General features: G+C 48.3%; 20 protein-coding genes. 15 read left to right on the top strand and 5 right to left on the bottom strand.

Annotated elements, in window-relative coordinates:
• Positions 1-133: 133 nt before the first annotated feature.
• The 12 genes from NDK19_RS05870 to NDK19_RS05815 all read left to right on the top strand — a co-directional run bounded on the left by NDK19_RS05870 (position 134) and on the right by NDK19_RS05815 (position 10,370).
• On the top strand, positions 134-481 hold the full coding sequence (locus tag NDK19_RS05870; protein WP_250630917.1) for a hypothetical protein: 348 nt from the start codon (positions 134-136) through the stop codon (positions 479-481).
• A gap of 6 nt (positions 482-487) precedes the next feature.
• Positions 488-1,492 carry a type II TA system antitoxin MqsA family protein gene (locus NDK19_RS05865; protein ID WP_250630916.1) on the top strand — a complete coding sequence of 335 codons (1,005 nt, stop codon included), beginning with the start codon at positions 488-490 and terminating at the stop codon, positions 1,490-1,492.
• A 27-nt stretch (positions 1,493-1,519) separates the two neighbouring features.
• A complete protein-coding gene (locus NDK19_RS05860) occupies positions 1,520-2,143 on the top strand; it encodes a Crp/Fnr family transcriptional regulator (RefSeq protein WP_250630915.1) in 624 nt (207 codons plus the stop codon).
• A gap of 60 nt (positions 2,144-2,203) precedes the next feature.
• A complete protein-coding gene (locus NDK19_RS05855; RefSeq protein ID WP_250631006.1) occupies positions 2,204-3,004 on the top strand; it encodes a sulfite exporter TauE/SafE family protein in 801 nt (266 codons plus the stop codon).
• A gap of 120 nt (positions 3,005-3,124) precedes the next feature.
• Entirely contained in the window at positions 3,125-3,439 is a 315-nt protein-coding gene (locus NDK19_RS05850; RefSeq protein WP_250630914.1) for a rhodanese-like domain-containing protein, read from the top strand.
• A gap of 18 nt (positions 3,440-3,457) precedes the next feature.
• Positions 3,458-3,751: a thioredoxin gene (trxA, locus tag NDK19_RS05845; RefSeq protein ID WP_250630913.1), complete on the top strand. Its 294-nt coding sequence runs from the start codon at positions 3,458-3,460 to the stop codon at positions 3,749-3,751.
• A gap of 23 nt (positions 3,752-3,774) precedes the next feature.
• Complete coding sequence (locus tag NDK19_RS05840; protein ID WP_250630912.1) at positions 3,775-4,344, top strand: YeeE/YedE family protein; 570 nt, start codon at positions 3,775-3,777, stop codon at positions 4,342-4,344.
• 102 nt (positions 4,345-4,446) lie between these two features.
• A complete protein-coding gene (locus tag NDK19_RS05835; RefSeq protein WP_250631005.1) occupies positions 4,447-4,893 on the top strand; it encodes a DUF6691 family protein in 447 nt (148 codons plus the stop codon).
• A gap of 137 nt (positions 4,894-5,030) precedes the next feature.
• The gene (locus NDK19_RS05830) at positions 5,031-5,759 is read left to right on the top strand and encodes a tRNA1(Val) (adenine(37)-N6)-methyltransferase (protein WP_250630911.1); all 729 of its coding nucleotides are present in this window, start codon (positions 5,031-5,033) and stop codon (positions 5,757-5,759) included.
• 74 nt (positions 5,760-5,833) lie between these two features.
• The gene (locus NDK19_RS05825; RefSeq protein ID WP_250630910.1) at positions 5,834-6,235 is read left to right on the top strand and encodes a hypothetical protein; all 402 of its coding nucleotides are present in this window, start codon (positions 5,834-5,836) and stop codon (positions 6,233-6,235) included.
• 138 nt (positions 6,236-6,373) lie between these two features.
• Positions 6,374-9,430 (top strand): protein translocase subunit SecDF, encoded by a 3,057-nt coding sequence (gene secDF / locus NDK19_RS05820; RefSeq protein ID WP_250630909.1) that lies wholly within the window; start codon positions 6,374-6,376, stop codon positions 9,428-9,430.
• Between the two features lie 205 nt (positions 9,431-9,635).
• Positions 9,636-10,370 (top strand): carboxypeptidase-like regulatory domain-containing protein, encoded by a 735-nt coding sequence (locus NDK19_RS05815; protein ID WP_250630908.1) that lies wholly within the window; start codon positions 9,636-9,638, stop codon positions 10,368-10,370.
• A gap of 2 nt (positions 10,371-10,372) precedes the next feature.
• On the opposite strand, the gene NDK19_RS05810 is transcribed toward NDK19_RS05815, so the two are convergent.
• The gene (locus NDK19_RS05810) at positions 10,373-11,011 is read right to left on the bottom strand and encodes a hypothetical protein (protein WP_250630907.1); all 639 of its coding nucleotides are present in this window, start codon (positions 11,009-11,011) and stop codon (positions 10,373-10,375) included.
• Between the two features lie 117 nt (positions 11,012-11,128).
• On the opposite strand from NDK19_RS05810, the gene mazG reads away from it, so the two are divergent.
• Positions 11,129-11,941 (top strand): nucleoside triphosphate pyrophosphohydrolase, encoded by an 813-nt coding sequence (gene mazG / locus NDK19_RS05805; RefSeq protein WP_250630906.1) that lies wholly within the window; start codon positions 11,129-11,131, stop codon positions 11,939-11,941.
• A gap of 57 nt (positions 11,942-11,998) precedes the next feature.
• Here the strand turns inward: mazG and NDK19_RS05800 are convergent, their stop codons facing one another.
• Both NDK19_RS05800 and NDK19_RS05795 read right to left on the bottom strand, forming a co-directional pair.
• Positions 11,999-12,466, bottom strand: coding sequence for a sterol desaturase family protein (locus NDK19_RS05800; RefSeq protein ID WP_250630905.1), 468 nt, complete (start codon positions 12,464-12,466; stop codon positions 11,999-12,001).
• A 407-nt stretch (positions 12,467-12,873) separates the two neighbouring features.
• Positions 12,874-15,072: a sodium-translocating pyrophosphatase gene (locus tag NDK19_RS05795; RefSeq protein WP_250630904.1), complete on the bottom strand. Its 2,199-nt coding sequence runs from the start codon at positions 15,070-15,072 to the stop codon at positions 12,874-12,876.
• Positions 15,073-15,246: 174 nt separating this feature from the next.
• Between NDK19_RS05795 and NDK19_RS05790 the strand changes: the two genes are divergently transcribed.
• Both NDK19_RS05790 and NDK19_RS05785 read left to right on the top strand, forming a co-directional pair.
• The gene (locus tag NDK19_RS05790) at positions 15,247-16,527 is read left to right on the top strand and encodes an alpha-hydroxy-acid oxidizing protein (RefSeq protein ID WP_250630903.1); all 1,281 of its coding nucleotides are present in this window, start codon (positions 15,247-15,249) and stop codon (positions 16,525-16,527) included.
• 1 nt (position 16,528) lies between these two features.
• Positions 16,529-17,281 (top strand): alpha/beta hydrolase, encoded by a 753-nt coding sequence (locus tag NDK19_RS05785; RefSeq protein ID WP_250630902.1) that lies wholly within the window; start codon positions 16,529-16,531, stop codon positions 17,279-17,281.
• Here the strand turns inward: NDK19_RS05785 and ilvN are convergent.
• Together ilvN and ilvB are read right to left on the bottom strand one after the other, a co-directional pair.
• Entirely contained in the window at positions 17,278-17,829 is a 552-nt protein-coding gene (gene ilvN / locus NDK19_RS05780; protein WP_250630901.1) for an acetolactate synthase small subunit, read from the bottom strand. The two genes, NDK19_RS05785 and ilvN, sit on opposite strands and share 4 nt — an antisense overlap.
• A gap of 92 nt (positions 17,830-17,921) precedes the next feature.
• Positions 17,922-19,616 (bottom strand): biosynthetic-type acetolactate synthase large subunit, encoded by a 1,695-nt coding sequence (gene ilvB, locus NDK19_RS05775; protein ID WP_250631004.1) that lies wholly within the window; start codon positions 19,614-19,616, stop codon positions 17,922-17,924.
• Positions 19,617-19,625 lie beyond the last annotated feature (9 nt).

Raw genomic sequence — 19,625 nt, 5'->3', positions numbered from 1 at the left:
TTTACGGTGGGCAGGGAATCGTACAAGCACCGCTAAAATTACTTTAAAGTTGCAAAAAACTGTTTTCATACGCCTTTAATCACTTTAAAGTTGGATTAATGAAATCGTTTCATATATTTGTAGAGCCTGATTTATGCGCACGGAAGCAGAGGTTGCTGCCTTTCTGAAAGACTTCAAAGAAAAAATGAAAATTTGGGATGTGGTTTTTCGCGATGAACGCGGGAAAAACATACAGGCTCTCATTGATTTGGAACTTCGCCCCAACGACCGCAAAGCCGTTCTTGAAGCCTTGCAACCCAAAGATTACAGCGAAGGACCACTGGAAGACAAACTATACAAAGGTGCTGAAATGTGGGTATTTGGCAAAAAGATAAAGAAAAAGGAAGTGTACATTAAAATTACGATGGGTATTCCGGGCAGCAGTGTTATCTGTATTTCCTTTCATCCGGCAGAGCGCAAAATGAATTACCCGTTAAAGTAACCAACCATGAAAAGCCCAATTACAGGTAAGGAAATGATATTGACCAAAGAGCGCAGGTCAGTAGATTTCAGAAAGGAATCATTTGAAATTGTTTTCCACTGTTACAAATGTGAAGACAGCGGGGAACAATTTACTACCACCGCATTAGACGAAATCAATACCAATCAGGTTTACAACCAATACCGTGCAAAGCATAACATCCCTTTTCCCGATGAAATTATCGGCATCAGAAAAATGTACGGACTGTCGGCGGCTAAAATGTCCGAAATTTTGGGGTTAGGCATCAATACCTATCGCCAATATGAGGCGGGCGAAATACCAAGCACGGCAAATGCAAAACTGATTCAAATGGTAAGCGACCCGAAGGTTTTTATTGAGATGACGGAATTATGCACCACTTTAGACGATAAAACCAAAGCAAAATATATCCGCAAAGCGCAAGAGTTGGCAGAAGAGCGCCAACGCACCCTTCTTGACCGAAGCCTGAAAGAGTATCTTTCGGGCGGTCATGCGGCAGATATTTACTCAGGATACAGAAATCCGTGCTTTGAAAAATTTACGGAAATGGTTGTCTTTTTTGCCGAAAAAATTTCGCCGTTTAAAACAAAAATGAACAAACTGCTGTTTTATGCAGATTTCTTAATGTTTCGGGAAAGTTGCTTTTCCATCAGCGGCATGCGTTACAAAGCCATCAGCATGGGACCTGTTCCCAACAATTTTCAAGGCTTGTTTGAATACTTAGCCAATCGGAACGAAGTTGATATTCTGATGACCGAATTTCCGCAGGGATACACAGGCGAACAATTTGTTGCAAGAAAAGACCGTCCGTTTAATGCATCGCTGTTTACGGCAAAAGAGTTGGAAACTTTGGAAAAAGTTGCTGCAATTTTCAAAGAAACAAGCACCGCCGATATTATCAAGCTAAGTCATTCGGAAGAGGCTTGGAAGAAAAATCAGAAGGAAAAAAGCGTCATCAGCTACGAATTTGCGTTTGAATTGCATCATATTTAATCAATTATTCCCGTCTATATAACCGCCATGTACGATTCCGACAGTGTTTCCGCTTTTAAATCGTCCCCCGCACTGACTGCCAAGCTCTATGAGTACAGCAAAATCAAGCACTACAAGGCGGGCGACGTAATTTTGAGTGAAAATTCTTACATCAAAGCCATCCCGATTGTGGCAGAGGGCAGCATCCGCGTGATTCGCACCGAAGAAGACGGGCGCGAAATCCTGCTGTACTACATCAAAGCGGGCGAAAGTTGCATCATGTCGTTTTTGGGCGGCATCCACAACGAAAAAAGCAAGGTGCGCGCCGAAGTGGAAGAAGATGCAGAAATCCTTTTTCTGCCGTTGGATAAGGTCATGTCGCTCATGAAAGAGTTTCCGCAGTGGTTAGACTACATTTTCCGACTCTATCACAAGCGCTTTGAGGAACTGCTGGAAATTATCAACGAAATTGCTTTCCACAAGGTAGACGAGCGCCTGCTGTCGTTGCTCAACCGCAAGGTAGCGCTCACAGGCAGCAAAACGCTGAACGTTTCTCATGAGCAATTAGCCAATGAGTTGGGTACTGCCCGCGTGGTGGTTTCGCGGCTGCTGAAAAAGTTGGAAGAAAACGGCACCGTACAGCTGGGGCGGAACAAAATCACGGTTCTGTAACCAAAGTAACCGTTCGCCGTGCCGATATTGCCGAACTTTGCGGCAGAAAAAACGACAAATATGGAATATATCGGCTATCTGGCTTCAATCCTCATTGGTATTTCGCTTGGTTTGATTGGCGGCGGCGGCAGCATCCTGACCGTGCCCGTTTTGGTTTATCTTTTTGCAGTGGACGCAGTTACTGCCACTGCCTACTCACTTTTTATCGTCGGGCTGACAAGTGCTGTCGGTTCTTTTGATTACTTCCGCAAAGGGTTGGTAAACATCCGCACTGCGATTGTGTTCGGTATCCCCTCTATTGTGGCAGTGTTCCTGACCCGCGCTTACATTGTGCCCGCCATTCCCAAAGAAATTTTTTCCATCGGTGAATTTACCGTTACCAAAAGCCTGTTGCTGATGGTTTTATTCGCCGTGCTGATGATTGCTGCCTCATACAGCATGATTAAAAAAGACAATAAGCCTGCTGCCACAGAAACCAACGGCGAACAGCAATTCAACTACCCGCTGATTCTGATTGAAGGCTTGGTTGTGGGTGCGCTTACGGGGCTGGTTGGTGCAGGCGGCGGCTTTTTGATTATTCCTGCATTGGTCGTGCTGAGCAAACTGCCCATGAAAGAGGCAGTAGGCACTTCGCTTGTCATCATTGCTGCCAAGTCGCTCATCGGGTTTTTCGGTGAAAGCAGCGAAACGGTGATTCACTGGGGCTTTTTGGCATTAGTTTCCGCCTTTGCCATTGGCGGTATTTTCGTAGGCACTGCACTTTCTAAACGCATTGACGGCGCAAAACTCAAGCCTGCATTCGGCTGGTTTGTGCTGGTAATGGGCATCTACATCATCATCAAAGAAACGGTTTTTGCCTAAGTCAGCTGCTGTGTAACCAAAGTAGCTGACCGAATTTTTTCAACCCTCTAATTTTGTGTCAGAATTATGCAAAATCGCAAATTTATTTTCGGAATCGTAATCACCATAACACTCATACTTATGTTCAACTTGTTTAAAAACCTGTTTGCTCAGACCGATGACGGCGCATTAGCCGCTGCTATCAAAGAAGGCGCATTCTTGGTAGATGTGCGCACCCCTGCCGAATTTGCGCAAGGAACAGCCAAAGGCGCAGTCAATATTCCGTTAGACCAAGTGCAGAAAAAATTAGCTTCTTTCAAAGGTAAAAAGCACATTGTGGTGTTCTGCCGCAGCGGCAACCGCAGCAGCCAAGCCAAAGCCATCTTGGAGCAAAACGGATTTACAAATGTTATCAACGGGGGAACTTGGCAGAACGTCAATGCGTTAGTCCAATAAACTAACTTCTTATCCGTTATGAAATTTAATGAACTGATTAACAGCGACAAGCCTGTGCTGGTAGATTTCTTTGCCACTTGGTGCGGCCCATGCAAAATGATGGCGCCGATTCTTGACCAAGTGAAAAGCGAAGTAGGCGACGCGGCAAGCATCATCAAAATTGACGTGGACAGAAATCCGCATGCGGCGCAGGCTTATCAAATCAGAGGTGTTCCTACGCTGATGCTTTTTAAAAACGGCAAAGTGCTGTGGCGACAAAGCGGCGTAGTGCCTAAACACGAACTGACACGCATCATCAAACAATTTGCTTAATTAATCTAAAAAAACTGTACTGCATGAATTTGATTGAACTGATTAAACAACCATGGCCTTGGTACGTAGCAGGGCCATTGATTGGACTGACTGTTCCGGCTTTATTGATTTTAGGTAACAAATCTTTCGGTATATCGTCTTCGTTGCGGCACGTATGTGCTGCCTGTATGCCTGCCAACATCCCATTTTTTAAGTATGATTGGAAAAAGGAATTGTGGAACTTATTTTTTGTGGCAGGTATTTTAGTAGGCGGCTTCATTGCGGCGCATTTCTTGGCGAATCCTGAACCTATGGTTGTACACCCCGATTTGGTGGCAGACCTTGCCAAATACGGCATCACCGATTACAGCAACTTAGTGCCCATGCAACTCATGAATTGGGAAGCACTGACTACCCCGCGCGGCTTTGTGATGATGGTAGTGGGCGGCTTTTTGGTAGGTTTCGGCACGCGCTATGCAGGCGGCTGTACAAGCGGACACGCTATTATGGGTCTTTCCACTTTGCAATGGCCTTCATTGGTGGCAACCATTTGCTTCATGATTGGCGGCTTTACAATGGTAAACGTGATTCTGCCTTATATCCTTTCTCTCTAATCGTTTAAAAACTGAAAGATTATGTTGCAACAACCCACAGATACAACAACAGAACAACAAGTAGCGGAAAATACCGACTTTGAAGTGCGTTCGCTGGATGCCATGTGCGTCAATGAAAGCCATATTGAGCACAAATGGTACGATAACCTGAAATACATGGTAGTAGGCATCATGTTTGGCATTGTGTTCGTCAAAGCCGAAATCGTAAGCTGGTTCCGCATTCAGGAAATGTTCAAACTGCAATCATTCCACATGTACGGCGTGATTGGCAGTGCGGTAATGGTCGGTGTCATCAGTATTTGGCTGATTAAGAAATTCAAAATTAAAACCATTGAGGGCGAGGAAATTACGTTCCATCCGAAAACCTTCAACAAAGGACAAATCATTGGCGGTTTGCTGTTTGGTTTGGGCTGGGGCATTACCGGCGCATGTCCGGGTCCGCTGTTTGCCCAAATCGGCACAGGTGCTACTGCCATCATCGTAACCTTACTCAGCGCCATTGCGGGCACATGGGTTTACGGTTTCTTCCGCGAAAAACTGCCGCATTAATTGCTATTTACGTAAGATTCTCCGTTCAAAATCTCTGTCGGGGGCTAACCTTGGCAGAGATTTGTATTTATGCACAAACCCGACAGGTTTTTCCCGACTTGTCGGGTTTAATCTACTCTGTTGCTTAACTTTGGACAATGCCTAAAAATCCGTTTTTTGCATTCAAACAGTTTCGCATAGCGCAAGACCGCTGCGCCATGAAAGTCAGTACCGATGGCTGCATTTTCGGGGCGTGGGTGGCTGAACGGTTGCAAGGCGCAATCGGCACGGCGTTAGACATCGGTACGGGTACGGGGCTGCTCTCGCTGATGGTGGCGCAACAAGCCCCCCGCCTGCTGATTCATGCCGTAGAGTTAGACAGCGCCGCCGCCGAACAAGCACGGGAAAACGTTGCCGAATCGCCTTTCGGCGCACAAATCTGCGTATTTGCCCAATCGGTGCAAGACTTTTTGCCAAACGCAACAAGCCCCTACGATGCTATTTTCAGCAATCCGCCGTTTTTTCATCGCAGCCTGCACTCGCCGCAGGAACAGCGCAACGCGGCACGGCATACCGTTACTTTGCTGCATGAAGAATTGGCAAGCATAGCAGCCGCCCACCTGCATCCGAACGGCTGTTTTTTTGTGTTGCTGCCTGCCGCTGCTGCCGACGGGTTTGTTTTGCAGGCAGCCCGCAGCGGCTTGCTGTTGCACGAATCGCAGCATTGGGCAGCGCGCGAAGGGCAGCCGCCACACATTGCATTGCTCAAATTCGGTAAAATGCCGTGTGTAAACAGCGTAGAAGTCCATCATTATATCCACTTGCCCGACGGCAGCTATTCGGCCGCCATGCGCCAACTGCTTGCCGATTATTACCTGCATTTTTGAGAGTTGAGAGTCAAAAACGCTGTACCGTTTGCGAAATGTCGGAAAAAACCTACATTTGCCGACCTTTCCGAAACATGCAACAGACGAAATTGGCGATAGGACGAAGCATCGGGATGCTGCTGCTGGTATTTTACACGCTGGCGGTGTATCCGCTATCGTTGTTGCAGGTTCATCAGGTACAGCCCGTTAAGAAGAAAGATGCCGTTGCAGCGGCGCAGGCAAGCGATGAGGCTGCCGCAAACGATTCGCCCGAAGAGAGCGGCAAGCGCACGATTGTCAGCGAAGCCTCTGATTTAGAGGCAGTTATTAGCAGCGGTGTACAATGTGCCATTCCCAAGTGGCATTTGCAAGTGCCTTTGTTCTTCCTCTTGTCGGCGGTATGCGAACTGCCCGCCCCAAAGCCCTTGCATCAGATTGCGCTTCCCGTATATGTAGAAGCGTTGTTTGAAACGCTGATTCTTCCCAATGCACCGTAGCAGGTGAGCCAACCGATTCAGCCTTCGGCAGTAAATTCTGCCGACTGTATTCCGCATTTTTAACCCGAAGCCTTTCAGGCAAACTTATTTTCAACTTTGTAAATCCGTTTACCAAATTTTATTTCCAACTTTCAAACCATGAGAAACAGAGGTTTTATCATCACGCTTACCGTGATTATAACGCTGCTTTGTTTGTTCTATCTGTCGTTTTCGCTGGTATCGTACAACATTCAGAAAGATGCCAACGCCTACGCCATGGACAGCAAAGGCAACATCAATTACAACAAGCGCCAACGTTATTACGATTCGTTGTGGAATTTGCCCGTGTACAACTTAGGCTTTGCCAAGTTTACGCTCAAAGAAGTAAAAGATTTTGAACTGCACTTAGGGCTTGACTTGCAAGGTGGTATGCACGTAGTGCTGGAAGTTTCGCCTGTGGACGTTATCAAAGCCATGTCGGGCGACAGCAAAGACCCTAACTTTTTACAGGCACTTGCCAATACGCAAAAGTTGGCAGTCGGCAGTCAGCGTACTTTCACCGAAATTTTCTTTGATGAGTACGAAAAATTGGCAGGGCCTAATCAGCTGAGCAAAATTTTTGCAAACTCTGCTAACCAAGGCGTTATTGATTTCAAAACACCTGAACCGGAAATCAAGCGCATTATTACTACCGAAGTTGAAGGCGCTATTGAGCGTTCTTACCGCATCGTGAAGTCTCGTATTGACAAATTCGGTGTAACCAACCCGAACGTACAGCGCATCCCCGGAACGGGTCGCATTCAGGTAGAATTGCCGGGCGTTGATAACCCCGAACGCGTGCGTAAACTTTTGCAAGGCGTTGCCAAATTGGAATTCTGGGAAGTATACGAACCCAACGAATACGGCGAATTCCTGCAAAAAATCAACGATTTTGCCGTAAGCAAGAAAAAAACAAGTGCAGCCGCTTCATCTGCTACGCCTGCCACCGATAATGCGCTGGCATCGCTCACCGACGGCGCCGATACGCTCAAAGCTGCGGGCGACAGCGCAAAAGTGGCTGCTAAACCTGCCCCTGCGGAAGACTCTGCCGCCATTGCCAAACGCATGATTGATTCATTGAACAATGCCATGAGTCAGAATGCATCAGCGTTGTTTACCAAGTTGGTGCGCGTCAATCCGAACTACTTTGAACTCATTTATGAAGCACAAGATACCGCTGCGGTAAACGACATCATTTTTGACCCTGCAATGGCGCCGGCAATCCCGCCGACCGTTAAGTTCTTGTGGGGCGTGAAGCCTACTTTTGAAGAGCAGGGCAAGCAATATTACACGTTGTATGTGATTAAAAAATCGCGCGGCAACCAAGCACCTTTGGACGGCGAAGCTATCAAAGACGCACGGCAAGGCTTCGACGACCGCGGCAGACCCGATGTGCAAATGGTGATGAATGCCGAAGGCAGCAAAATCTGGAAAAAACTCACAGGCGCTAACGTAAACCGCCGCATCGCCATTGTGTTGGACAACAACGTGTACTCTGCCCCCGTAGTGCAGTCTGAAATTGCAGGCGGTAACTCTTCCATTTCGGGTAACTTCACCATAGAGGAAGCACAAGACCTTGCCAACATCCTCAAAGTAGGTAAACTGCCTGCTCCTACGCGCATTGTGGAAGAAGCCGTTGTAGGGCCTTCATTGGGTCGCGAAGCCATTCAGCAGGGTTTGATTTCAATTGTGGTTGGTTTCTTGGCTGTCGTACTGTTCATGGCGATTTACTACGCAGGTTCGGGCTTGGTTGCTAACGGCGCACTGTTGTTCAACATTTTCTTCATTGTGGGTATTCTTGCCAACTTTGAAGCAGCCCTGACACTGCCCGGCATTGCAGGTATCGTGCTGACCATCGGTATGGCGGTGGACGCAAACGTGCTTGTATTTGAACGCATCCGCGAAGAAATCCGCAACCAAAAACCGCTCTTGGAAGCCATCGAGTTAGGCTATGAGCGTGCTTTCTGGTCTATTTTTGACTCCAACCTGACCACTTTGCTCACCGCGTTTTTCCTCTACACGCTCGGTACGGGACCGATTAAAGGCTTTGCTATCACCTTGATTATCGGTATTTTCTGCTCATTCTTTACCGCTGTGTACGTATCGCGTGTGATTGTGTACATGCTGACTCATCGCAAGGGCGCGGAAAGCAAACTTTCATTTGCTACGCCGTTCACGCTGAATGCTTTCCGCATTGAAGGTGTTGATTTCATCGGCAAGCGCAAAATTGCCTATGCTTTCTCCGGTGTTGTGATTGCCATCGGTCTTGTGCTGATGCTGACACAGGGGCTGAATTTGGGTGTGGACTTCAAAGGTGGCCGAACCTATGTGGTTGAATTTAAGGAAAATGTGGTTGCCTCCGATGTTCGCTCTAAACTGACTGCTTCGTTTGGCGGACAAGGCACCGAAGTAAAAACTTACGACACCGACAACAAGGTGAAAGTTACAACCACTTACCTGATTGACGATGATTCGGATGCGGCAGATGAAAAAGTACTGGCTGCCTTGAACGAAGGTTTGAAAAATTACAGCAACCTGAACCCTCAGATTTTGAGTTCATCTAAAGTAGGTGCAACCATTGCCAGCGATATTCGCGACTCTGCATTGGAATCCATCATTGCATCGCTGCTGGCCATTTTTGCCTATATCTTCCTGCGTTTCCGCAAGTGGCAGTTTGGTCTGGGTGCCGTATTGGCGTTGTTCCACGACGTACTCATCGTACTGTCATGTGTGGCAATTGCCCGCGTATTCGGTTTCAGCGTAGAAATAGACCAGGTATTCATCGCTGCAATTCTGACAATTATCGGTTACTCCATCAACGATACGGTGGTTGTATTTGACCGCGTTCGCGAGTCGTTGTCGGGAGGTGCTGCCAACAAAGGCGAGCTGATTGCAGGCATGAACAAGGCCGTAAACGATACTTTCAGCCGTACGATTATCACAGCGCTTACCACTTTCCTTGTAGTATTCGTACTCTTCATAGCCGGTGGTGAAGTTCTGCGCGGCTTCTCGTTTGCCATGTTACTGGGTGTTATTTTCGGTACTTACTCTTCTATCTTCATAGCAAGCTCTATCGTTACCGATACAATGGACAGCATTGAGCCGTCTGCCGCACCGCAACAAAGCGCTGCAACAACCGGTAAAACGCCTGTAAAAGTGGCACGTGCCAAAGCATAATACCCAACCATTAACTATACGAACAGCCGGGCAATTTTGTCCGGCTGTTTTTTTTTCGCAACATTTGAAGCCTACGCATTGTTTGCTAACTTAGGTAAAGTTGCATGTGCAGCGTCCTTTCTTAGAACCGATTGACAGGCTCAAAAGAACATGCTGCCATTAGTGCCAACAGGTCAATTCCGAAAACTGAAAACAAGGAGGCAGTATGTATATCCTGCGAATCGTATTATCGGCATCTGTGCTGCTGTTTTTTTCCTGCACACGCAATGACAATATCCCTGTGCCGCCCGGAGGAGTAAAAGGCATTATCACGAGTTTTGATGAATTCGGGCGCGAAGTGCCTTTCAAGTCCTCGGTAGATATTGAACTGAACGGTATTGAAAACTTTACCGGAAGAACAGATGCGGAGGGGCGTTTTGATATTCAGGGTGTTCCGCCCGGCACTTATTGGTTGCAGGCCACTCACCCCAACCTAAGCATGTATCGCAAATTTGGCATCAGAGTGCTGTCCAACAATACAACCGACATGAGTACCATCCGCATGGTGCAGCCTTCCACTACCATCGCCTCCGAAATAGACATGTTTTTTCCTCCTGCCGAAGAGTTTGAAATTGTAACTTTTACGGGAACTATCAGGCCGGCAGGTACTTTTTTGCAGCGTCGCGAAGTGCGCTTGTTTTTCGGCAAAACACCCAACGTATCGCCTACCAATTATCAAGCCTCTGTTTCGGCCATCAACATTCAAAGTGATGCTTTTTTGTTGAATTTGCTGGTTGGCGATTTTATTCGCCGCGGTTTTGCGCGCGGAGAAATGGTTTATGCAGTCGGCTACGGCTCCTCTAGAGTCGGAGAAAGCTACATCAATCAAAACGGCGTAGAGATTTTCACGGGTTTAAATCCTCTGGCATCTAACGTAATTGCCTTCCGATTGCCGCGGTAAGATTAGTTCGGGCAATAGTGCAACAGATAATTAGCAAGCCTGTCGTATTCCATCAGAGAGCGTTCGGGAGCACCCAACTTTTGCAGCGTTCCGAAGTAACATTCTACCAAATCCATAAATTGCGGGTGGTGGCACATGCGGGCTACTATAATCGCCTTGAAACAGCGGTGGATTTGGTTGTACAGGTACTTAACGGGCAGGTGCGGTTTATCGTTGAATATCTTATTCAGGCTGGCAAGCGAACAGGACTCATTCAAGAAGCGAAAGCCGCGTTCATTCATAAAGTCCATGATTTGCTGTGCGCTGTTGTGAATATCGTCCTGACAACTGATTTTGTAGCGGAAATATTTGGTATCGGACAGTTTGCCGATAGAAACCACCAGTGTGTTAGCCTCTTTTCTGAATTCGGGCAAGTTGTCCAAAAACTGCTGCGCCAATTCTTCAACCGCATGGTGACGCACGCCAATGTTTACTTCCAGAAAAGTTTCATTGCGCCCGGAAAACGACAGAATCAGGTTTTGAAAACCGACATCGGTTGTTTTCCGAAACTGCTTCAGTTCGGGCATGAGCACAAATGCCTGCTCGCGCAGATAAGGTTCTAATGCTACGAATGTATAGGCTTCCGCCTGTTTGGGGCACATGCTGTTGATTTGATTTTGGTAATTAACTATGTATGCACAAGCCTTGTTTAAACTTGCTGCAATTTTATACCGATTGAACGTAATTTTGCCTCTCATCTCACCATATTTCACACATCCATGCCCGTAGAACCTCATCACCCCAAGTATGCAGAAGCCTTTGCCCGTTTGCTGGGCATCATGAACGACCTGCGGGAACAATGCCCTTGGGACAAAAAACAAACGATGGAATCGCTGCGCTACCTGACCATCGAGGAAACATACGAACTCTCCGACGCCATCCTGAACAATAACTTGGAAGAAGTCAAAAAAGAACTGGGCGACCTGTTGCTGCACATCGTATTTTACTCTCGCATAGCTGCCGAACAATCTGCTTTTGATATTGCCGATGTTATCCATCAGGTGTGCGAGAAGCTGATTCGGCGCCACCCGCATATTTACGGCAACGTGCAGGCCGCCGATGAACACGAGGTCAAACGCAATTGGGAACAACTGAAAATGGCCGAAAAAGCAGCTGCCGGAGAAAAAGCCTCAGTTTTGAGCGGTGTTCCGCAGTCGCTGCCTGCATTGGTAAAAGCCATCCGTATTCAGGAAAAGGCGCGCGCCGTCGGCTTTGATTGGGACAAACCTGCCGACGTATGGGCAAAAGTAGAGGAAGAAATGAACGAGCTGAAAAGCGAATTGCAGAGTGGAACTACCGTCAATCAGCAGGAGATAGAAAGTGAGTTTGGCGACCTGCTGTTTGCTTTGGTGAACTATGCGCGGTTTATCAACATTAACCCCGAAACGGCATTGGAAAAAACCAACCTCAAATTCACGCGCCGCTTCAATTTTCTGGAAAGCGAAAGCCGCAAAGACGGGAAATCACTGGCCGAGATGACACTGGCCGAGATGGATGTTTACTGGAATCGTGCAAAGGAACTGGGCTTATAAAGTAATTCCTGTCAGGTTTGAAACTCCGACAGGAATTATTTGCGCAAATTTTACTGACTATTGGCGGCTTTCTTTTTCAAAATACATGCGGCTTACCCACAATAAGCCAAACGCCTCGCCGTCTTCTTTTTCTATGTGCTTGTGATGCGCATGGTGTGCGCGGCGCAGTGCCCTGAAATAGCGGTTGTTGCTGTACCGCAACAAAGGCGGGTAGCGCTGATGAATGAATACATCATGCACGATGAAGTAAACAAGCCCGTAAAGTGCAATACCTAAGCCGATGTAGAGCTGAAAATCGGACTGCGCAATACCCTGATAGATAAAATAAGCCCCCGGAACGGCAAAAAAGAGAAAGAACAAATCGTTCCACTCAAAAAAATGGCTGTGGTCTTTCTGGTGGTGCGACTTGTGCAGTATCCATAAAAAGCCGTGCATGACATATTTGTGCAGCGCCCATGCAACGCCTTCCATCGCCAAAAAGCTGCCCAGCAGAGCAAGCGTATTGATTAACCAGTTGTTTTCCATGTGTTGATGTATGTAATTCCGAACCTTTCGGGTTCAGTTTGTTTCCCGATAAGTAAGTGAGTAATTTAAAACGACCTTTCAAATTTACCGCAAAGTCTGCTGAGTATTACGCGAAGAGCCGCTGAGTGTTTTTATGATGAATTTTTTCTTTGTGTACACTGCGGTTAAACCTTTGCGCACTCCACGGTGAAAAAGAACGCGTTAATCTGCTCACCTGCTTAAAATCCGAATCCCGAAATGCTAACCCTATTTATAACAGCAAATAGGCAAAATGTGTTTGATTCGTCGTTTTTTCGGTTGATTTACCACTGCAAATATCGCTTGAAAATTTTTGGACGAAAAACAAGAGCCACCCCGAATGGTTCAGGATGGCTCTTGCAGCAATCGGATTTATGCCTGTTGATTAATTACACAATAAACGGAGCAAGTACTAATGCTACGATAGAAATCAGTTTCAGCAGGATGTTCAACGAAGGGCCGGAAGTATCTTTGAATGGGTCGCCTACGGTGTCGCCTACTACGGCTGCCTTGTGCGGGTCTGATTTTTTGTAGTAAATCTGACCGTTGATTTCTACACCCTCTTCAAAGCTCTTCTTCGCGTTGTCCCATGCGCCACCTGCATTAGACTGGAAGATAGCCATCAGTACGCCTGAAACGGTTACACCTGCCAGCAGACCGCCGAGGGCTTCTTTGCCCATGCCGGGCATCAGACCGATAACAACAGGAACAGCCACTGCCAATAAGCCGGGCAGTACCATTTCGCGGATGGCAGCTTGTGTAGAAATTGCCACACACTTGCCGTATTCGGCTTTGCCGTCTGCTTCTTGGAATGTCTTCACGTCGGCATCGCTCCAGTCTTTCTGGTCTTTATCGCCATTGCGACGCATTACTTCCAGGGCGCGTTTCAGTTGAGGAATTTCATTGAATTGGCGACGAACTTCCTGAATCATAGACATTGCCGCACGACCTACTGCACCCATTGCCAAGGCTGAGAATACGAAGGGCAACATACCGCCAATCAGCAGACCGGCCATTACGTTAGCCTTAGAAATATCAATAGAAGGCAGTTTGGCAGAAGTCATATAGGCACCAAACAGCGCAAGAGCAGTCAAGGCTGCCGAAGCAATGGCAAAACCTTTACCGATAGCGGCAGTCGTGTTACCTACGGCATCCAACTTATCGGTACGTGTACGAACTTCCTTAGGCAATTCGCTCATTTCGGCAATACCGCCCGCGTTATCGGAAATAGGACCGTAAGCATCTACCGCCAACTGGATACCGAGGTTAGAAAGCATACCTACCGCAGCAATTGCGATGCCGTACAGGCCGCCAAAGTTGAAAGCCAAAATGATAGAAACAGCAATAATCAATACAGGCAGTGCAGTACTCATCATACCCACACCCAAACCTGCAATAATGTTGGTAGCCGCACCTGTTGAAGACTGGCGAACGATAGACAATACAGGTCTTTTGCCCATACCGGTATAGTACTCAGTGATGATACCTACCAAAACACCGCCAATCAGACCCACCACGGTAGCAATGAAAATACCCATGGCAGTCATTTCGCGCTGTACGCCATAGAGGGCATCGTTAAACACCCATTTTTCAGGCAGCATGCCTGTAATGATGAAGTAAGAAAGCACTACCATGATACCGGAAGAACCAAATTCGCCAATATTCAGCGCTTTTTGAGGGTCGCCGCCTTCTTTTACTTTCACGAAGAAAGTGCCGATGATAGACACCAAAATACCTACACCAGCCAGCATCAAAGGCAGCAATACGGCAGAAAGTCCTTTAAAGTTTTGGTCTAAACCGATGAACTCGGCGTTCATAAAGGCTGCGCCCAACACCATTGTACCGATGATAGAGCCTACATAGCTCTCAAAAAGGTCTGCGCCCATACCGGCTACGTCGCCTACGTTATCACCTACGTTATCGGCAATGGTAGCAGGGTTCAGCGGGTGGTCTTCGGGGATACCGGCTTCTACTTTACCTACCAAGTCAGCACCTACGTCCGCTGCTTTGGTGTAGATACCACCGCCTACGCGTGCAAACAGCGCGATGGAAGAAGCACCGAAAGAGAAGCCCGTCATTACGGTAATTACACGGGTTACATTTTCGGCAGAGTCAGCACCGAACATGTTGCTGTACACAATGAACAGGATGCTCAGGCCAATCACCCCCAGACCAACTACGCCCATGCCCATTACCGAACCACCTGCGAAAGCAACTTCCAAGGCTTTGCCAAGGCTGGTGCGGGCAGCGGCAGTGGTGCGCACGTTAGCTTTGGTAGCCACACGCATACCGATAAAGCCGGCCAATGCAGAAGAAAATGCACCGAGGATGAAAGAAACAGCCACCAACGGTGAAGAGTTTTGGTCATTGGCAGAAACACCCAGCAAAATAGCCACGGCTACCACAAAAACTGCCAATATTTTGTATTCGGCTTTCAGGAATGCCATTGCACCTTCGGCAATGCGGGCTGCAATTCCCTCCATTTTTGGTGAACCGACATCCTGTTTATTTACCCACGCCGAGCGGATAAATACGTATAGGAGACCTACTGCCCCTAACGCCGGTAATGCGTAAATCAAATTTTCCATGTAGATTAGGTTTCGTTATGTAAATCAGGTTTGGTAATCTTGAAAGTTCGCAAAGATAAGGGAACAGTGTACTGATTTGCAAGAAAATACGCATTCCCTGTGCCGATTCGGCCGCGAGGTTGCAGAGTTGCCACACTTTCCATAATTTGACTGCCCAAATATTGACTTTTACTTATGGCTCAGTCTCTTTTTTCAGCTCTCAACTGGCAGCGAACCATTTATGTAAACGGTTTTGCAGGACAATCACCGATGATTCCTGCACATTGGAACGAACTATACCGGGCAGGCAAAGAAGCCATGTCGGAAAAAGCATTTGCCTACATCGCCGGAGGGGCAGGGCTGGAAAAAACGATGGAAGCCAACCGCCGCGGATTTGACCGTTGGCAGATTGTACCGCACATGCTGCGCAATGTTGAGCAACGCGATACAAGCATCACCGTTTTTGGCAGAAAACTGCCTTCCCCCTTCTTGCTCAGCCCGATAGGCGTGCTTGAAATGGTACATAGCCAAGCTGATTTGGCAGTGGCGCGAGCAGCAGCAGCTTTCAACATTCCTTTCATTTTTTCCAATCAGGCATCCGTACCCATGGAGCAAGCCGCCGCCGCAATGGGCAGCAGCCCCCGCTGGTTTCAACTTTATTGGAGCAAATCCGATGAGTTGGTGACAAGCCTTGTACAACGTGCCGAAAAAAGCGGCTGCGATGCCATCGCCGTAACATTGGACACCACCATGCTTGGCTGGCGACCCCGCGACCTGAACTTGGGCTATCTGCCGTTCATGGAAGGCAAAGGCATTGCTCAATATACCTCCGACCCGGTTTTCATGCGATTGGTGCAGGAGCAACTCCATCAGCCACAGGCTTTGGAAACCAAACCCAAACCTACTTTGCAGGCTATTGCGGGGCTTTGGAAAATGGCAAGCGCTTTCCCGGGCAATCCTTTGGCCAATTTATTTTCGCCTTTGCCGCGTGCTGCCGTTCGGCTGTTCGTCAATATCTATTCGCGGCCTTCGCTCACATGGGACAACCTGCGATTCCTGCGCGAACATACCCGACTGCCGATTGTATTAAAAGGCATTTTGCACCCCGACGACGCACGACGGGCAGTGGACGAAGGCATCAACGGCATCATGGTTTCTAACCACGGCGGCAGGCAAGTGGACGGTGCCGTGGGCGCTATTGATGCCCTGCCCGACGTAGTACAGGCAGTAGGCGGTCAAATCCCTGTTTTTATGGACAGCGGCATACGCTCCGGTGCAGACGCTTTCAAGGCAATTGCCTTGGGCGCAACGGCCGTCGGCATTGGCCGACCTTATGCCTTTGGGTTGGCTGTCGGTGGAGAGGCAGGAGTCCGCGAAGTGCTTCAACATTTTCTGGCCGACTTTGAGCTCAATATGGGGCTGGCAGGCTGCAAAAATGTAGAAGAAATCAGGCAAAGTACGTTGCGGAAAGTTTAGCATGAACCCAATCATCACACTGCCCGATTTTTACCTGCCGAGCCTCGGGCGCAAGCGCACGATACACATCTGCTTGCCGCCGGACTACCGTACCTCTGTTCGCCATTATCCGGTCATGTATATGCACGACGGCCAAAATCTCTTTGACGAGGCAAAAGCATATGCCAAGGCTTGGCACGCAGACCGCATTATGAACCACCACAGCAACCGAACCAAGCACGGATGGATATTGGTCGGTATAGAAAACGGCGGCGGCGAGCGGCTCAATGAATACGCACCCTTCGAGCGGAAAGGAATGGGCGGCGGTTTGGCGCATCCGTTCCTGCACGATATTCAGGTGTTTATCAAACCTTTTATAGACAGCAATTACCGCACACTCCCCCATCGGGAGCATACGGCCATGTGTGGCAGCTCAATGGGAGGTTTACTGGCACTCTATGCAGGTGCTGCTTTTGCGGAAACTTTTGGCAACATAGCTGCCCTGTCGCCCTCGCTCTGGTTCAATCCACAGGTGGCAGAATTGCTGGCATTGCATGAAAAGCATCCAACGCGGTGGTATGTTGTCGGCAGTCGCACCGAAAGCCGCTATATGGCAGCCGCATTGCACCGCATCTATGAGGCACTGAAAAGCGGCCACCGCCCCGACAGTCGGCTGTATGTTGCCGTGCGGGACAGAGGCCGCCATAATGAAAGTTTCTGGGGAAGAGAATTCAGGCGTTTACTCATGCACTGGCACGAGGCAGCGCGCTACTAAAACGCCGAGATATTTTCCAATTCCTCCAAATGCACCTTTAACAGTTTCATCGGCTTGGCTATGGCAATTCTGCCGGAGCGGACAAAACTCAGTACGCCATAGGGTTTAAGTTCATTAAACAGTTTCATGGTTTCCTCTTCATGGCCTGTTTTCTCAATCACTATAAACTCCGGCTCAATCGTAATGACGCGGGCGTAGTTATCGCGGATGATTTTTTCTACTACTTGGCTGCCTGCAAATGCTTCCGTCGGCATTTTGTACAATGCCAATTCCTGATAAACAATCTGCTCGTCGTTGTAATAAAAGGCTTTCAATACCTCCACTTGTTTTTCAATCTGTCGCACAATCACGCCGATGCGGTCGGGAGCGGTGCGGATAACTACCGTAAATCGGCTGATGCCTTTGTTTTCCGTTTCGGAAACGGTCAAACTGTCCACATTAATCTTACGGCGCGTAAAAATGGCCGTGATGCGACTTAAAAGGCCGACTTTGTCTTCTGTGAAAATAGATACAGTATATCGCTGCTGATTTTCTTCTAAGGCTTGCATAAATCAGGTGTTGATGTTGTTGCCGTGATACTAATATTGTTATTGATGGAGGGAGAGGGCATACCTGTTGTCTCTACGGCGCACCCTGACAACTATTCCAGCCGAATTTCGGCAACCGAAGCCCCCGCAGGCACCATCGGGAATACGTTATCTTCTTTTTCTACCATTACTTCCAGAAAATAGGCGGATTGGCTGTTGAGCATTTCTTCTAATGCTTCGCCCAGTTCTTCGCGGTTGTCTACGCGGCGCGCAGGGATATAGTACGACTCTGCCAACTTCACAAAATCGGGGTTCTGAATATCCACGCTGGAATAGCGCCGGTCAAAAAACAACTGTTGCCACTGGCGCACCATACCCAAGAAGTTGTTGTTCAGCACAAGTATTTTCACGGGGATATTGTACTGCATGATAACGCCCAGTTCCTGTAAAGTCATTTGGAAGCCGCCATCGCCAACAACTGCCACTACCTGCCTGTCGGGGCGGCCTACCTTTGCACCAATGGCTGCCGGCAAGCAAAAGCCCATTGTTCCCAAACCGCCGGAAGTGATATTGCTGTACGGCTCGTCAAATTCATAGTAGCGCGTGGCCATCATCTGATGCTGCCCTACGTCGGTAGCTATGATAGCTTTGCCTTGTGTCAGTTGGGAAAGCATATGGATGACTTCCGCCATTTTTGGCAGCGATGTAGTGGGTGCAAAGTCTTTCAAAATAACTTTTTCCCGCTCGGTTGCATCACATTCCTTAAACTTGGCCATCCATTCGGGGTAGCGCTTTACTTCCAACAGTGGCAACAGTGCCTGTAATGCTTCTTTGGCATCTGCCACAACGGCAACTTCGGTCTTTACGTTTTTATCAATTTCGGCAGGGTCAATTTCTATGTGAATCACTTTTGCCTGCTTGGCGTAGCCGTCCAAACGACCTGTAACGCGGTCATCAAATCGCATACCGACTGCAATGAGTACATCGCATTCGTTGGTAAGCACATTGGGGCCGTAGTTGCCGTGCATACCCAAATATCCTACGTATTGCGGGTGGTGTACGCTCATGGCAGAAAGCCCCAGCAAGGTGCTTGCCACAGGGATGCCCGCTTTTTCGGCCATTTCTTTTACTTCGGCCTGCGCACCCGACAGCACTACCCCCTGCCCGATGAGCATAAAAGGACGCTCGGCGTTGTTAATCAGGTCAGCGGCGCGTTCTACGGAGCTCAAATCCACTTTTCGCTTGGGGAAATAGCTGCGGATTTTGGTGCACTTGCGGTACTGAAAATCAAAAAATTCGGTTTGGGCATTTTTGGTAATGTCAATCAGCACAGGCCCCGGGCGACCGCTTTGGGCAATGTAGAATGCTTTTGCAATTGCTTCGGGAATCTCCTCGGCACGCGTAACCTGATAGTTCCATTTGGTAATAGGCATAGAAATACCAATTACGTCGGTTTCCTGAAAGGCATCCGTGCCGAGCAAATGCTTGCCGACCTGCCCCGTAATGCAGACAATCGGGGTAGAATCAATCATCGCATCGGCAATACCGGTGATGAGGTTAGTAGCCCCCGGCCCGGAAGTTGCCATGCAAACGCCTGCACGGCGTTGCACCCTTGCGTAACCCTGCGCGGCATGAGCTGCGCCTTGTTCATGTCGCACCAAAAAGTGCTGCAATCGGTCGCGGTAGTCATACAGCGCATCATAAACCGGCATAATGGCACCGCCCGGATAGCCAAATACACACTCAACTCCCTCAGCCAGCAGCGACAGCACCACCGCTTCCGCCCCGCTGATTCCTTTTTTCTCCATGATGCACTC

The organism is Rhodoflexus caldus, assembly GCF_021206925.1.
GTDB classification, from domain to species: Bacteria; Bacteroidota; Bacteroidia; order Cytophagales; family Thermoflexibacteraceae; genus Rhodoflexus; species Rhodoflexus caldus.
This window is presented reverse-complemented; position numbering and strand designations above follow the sequence as displayed.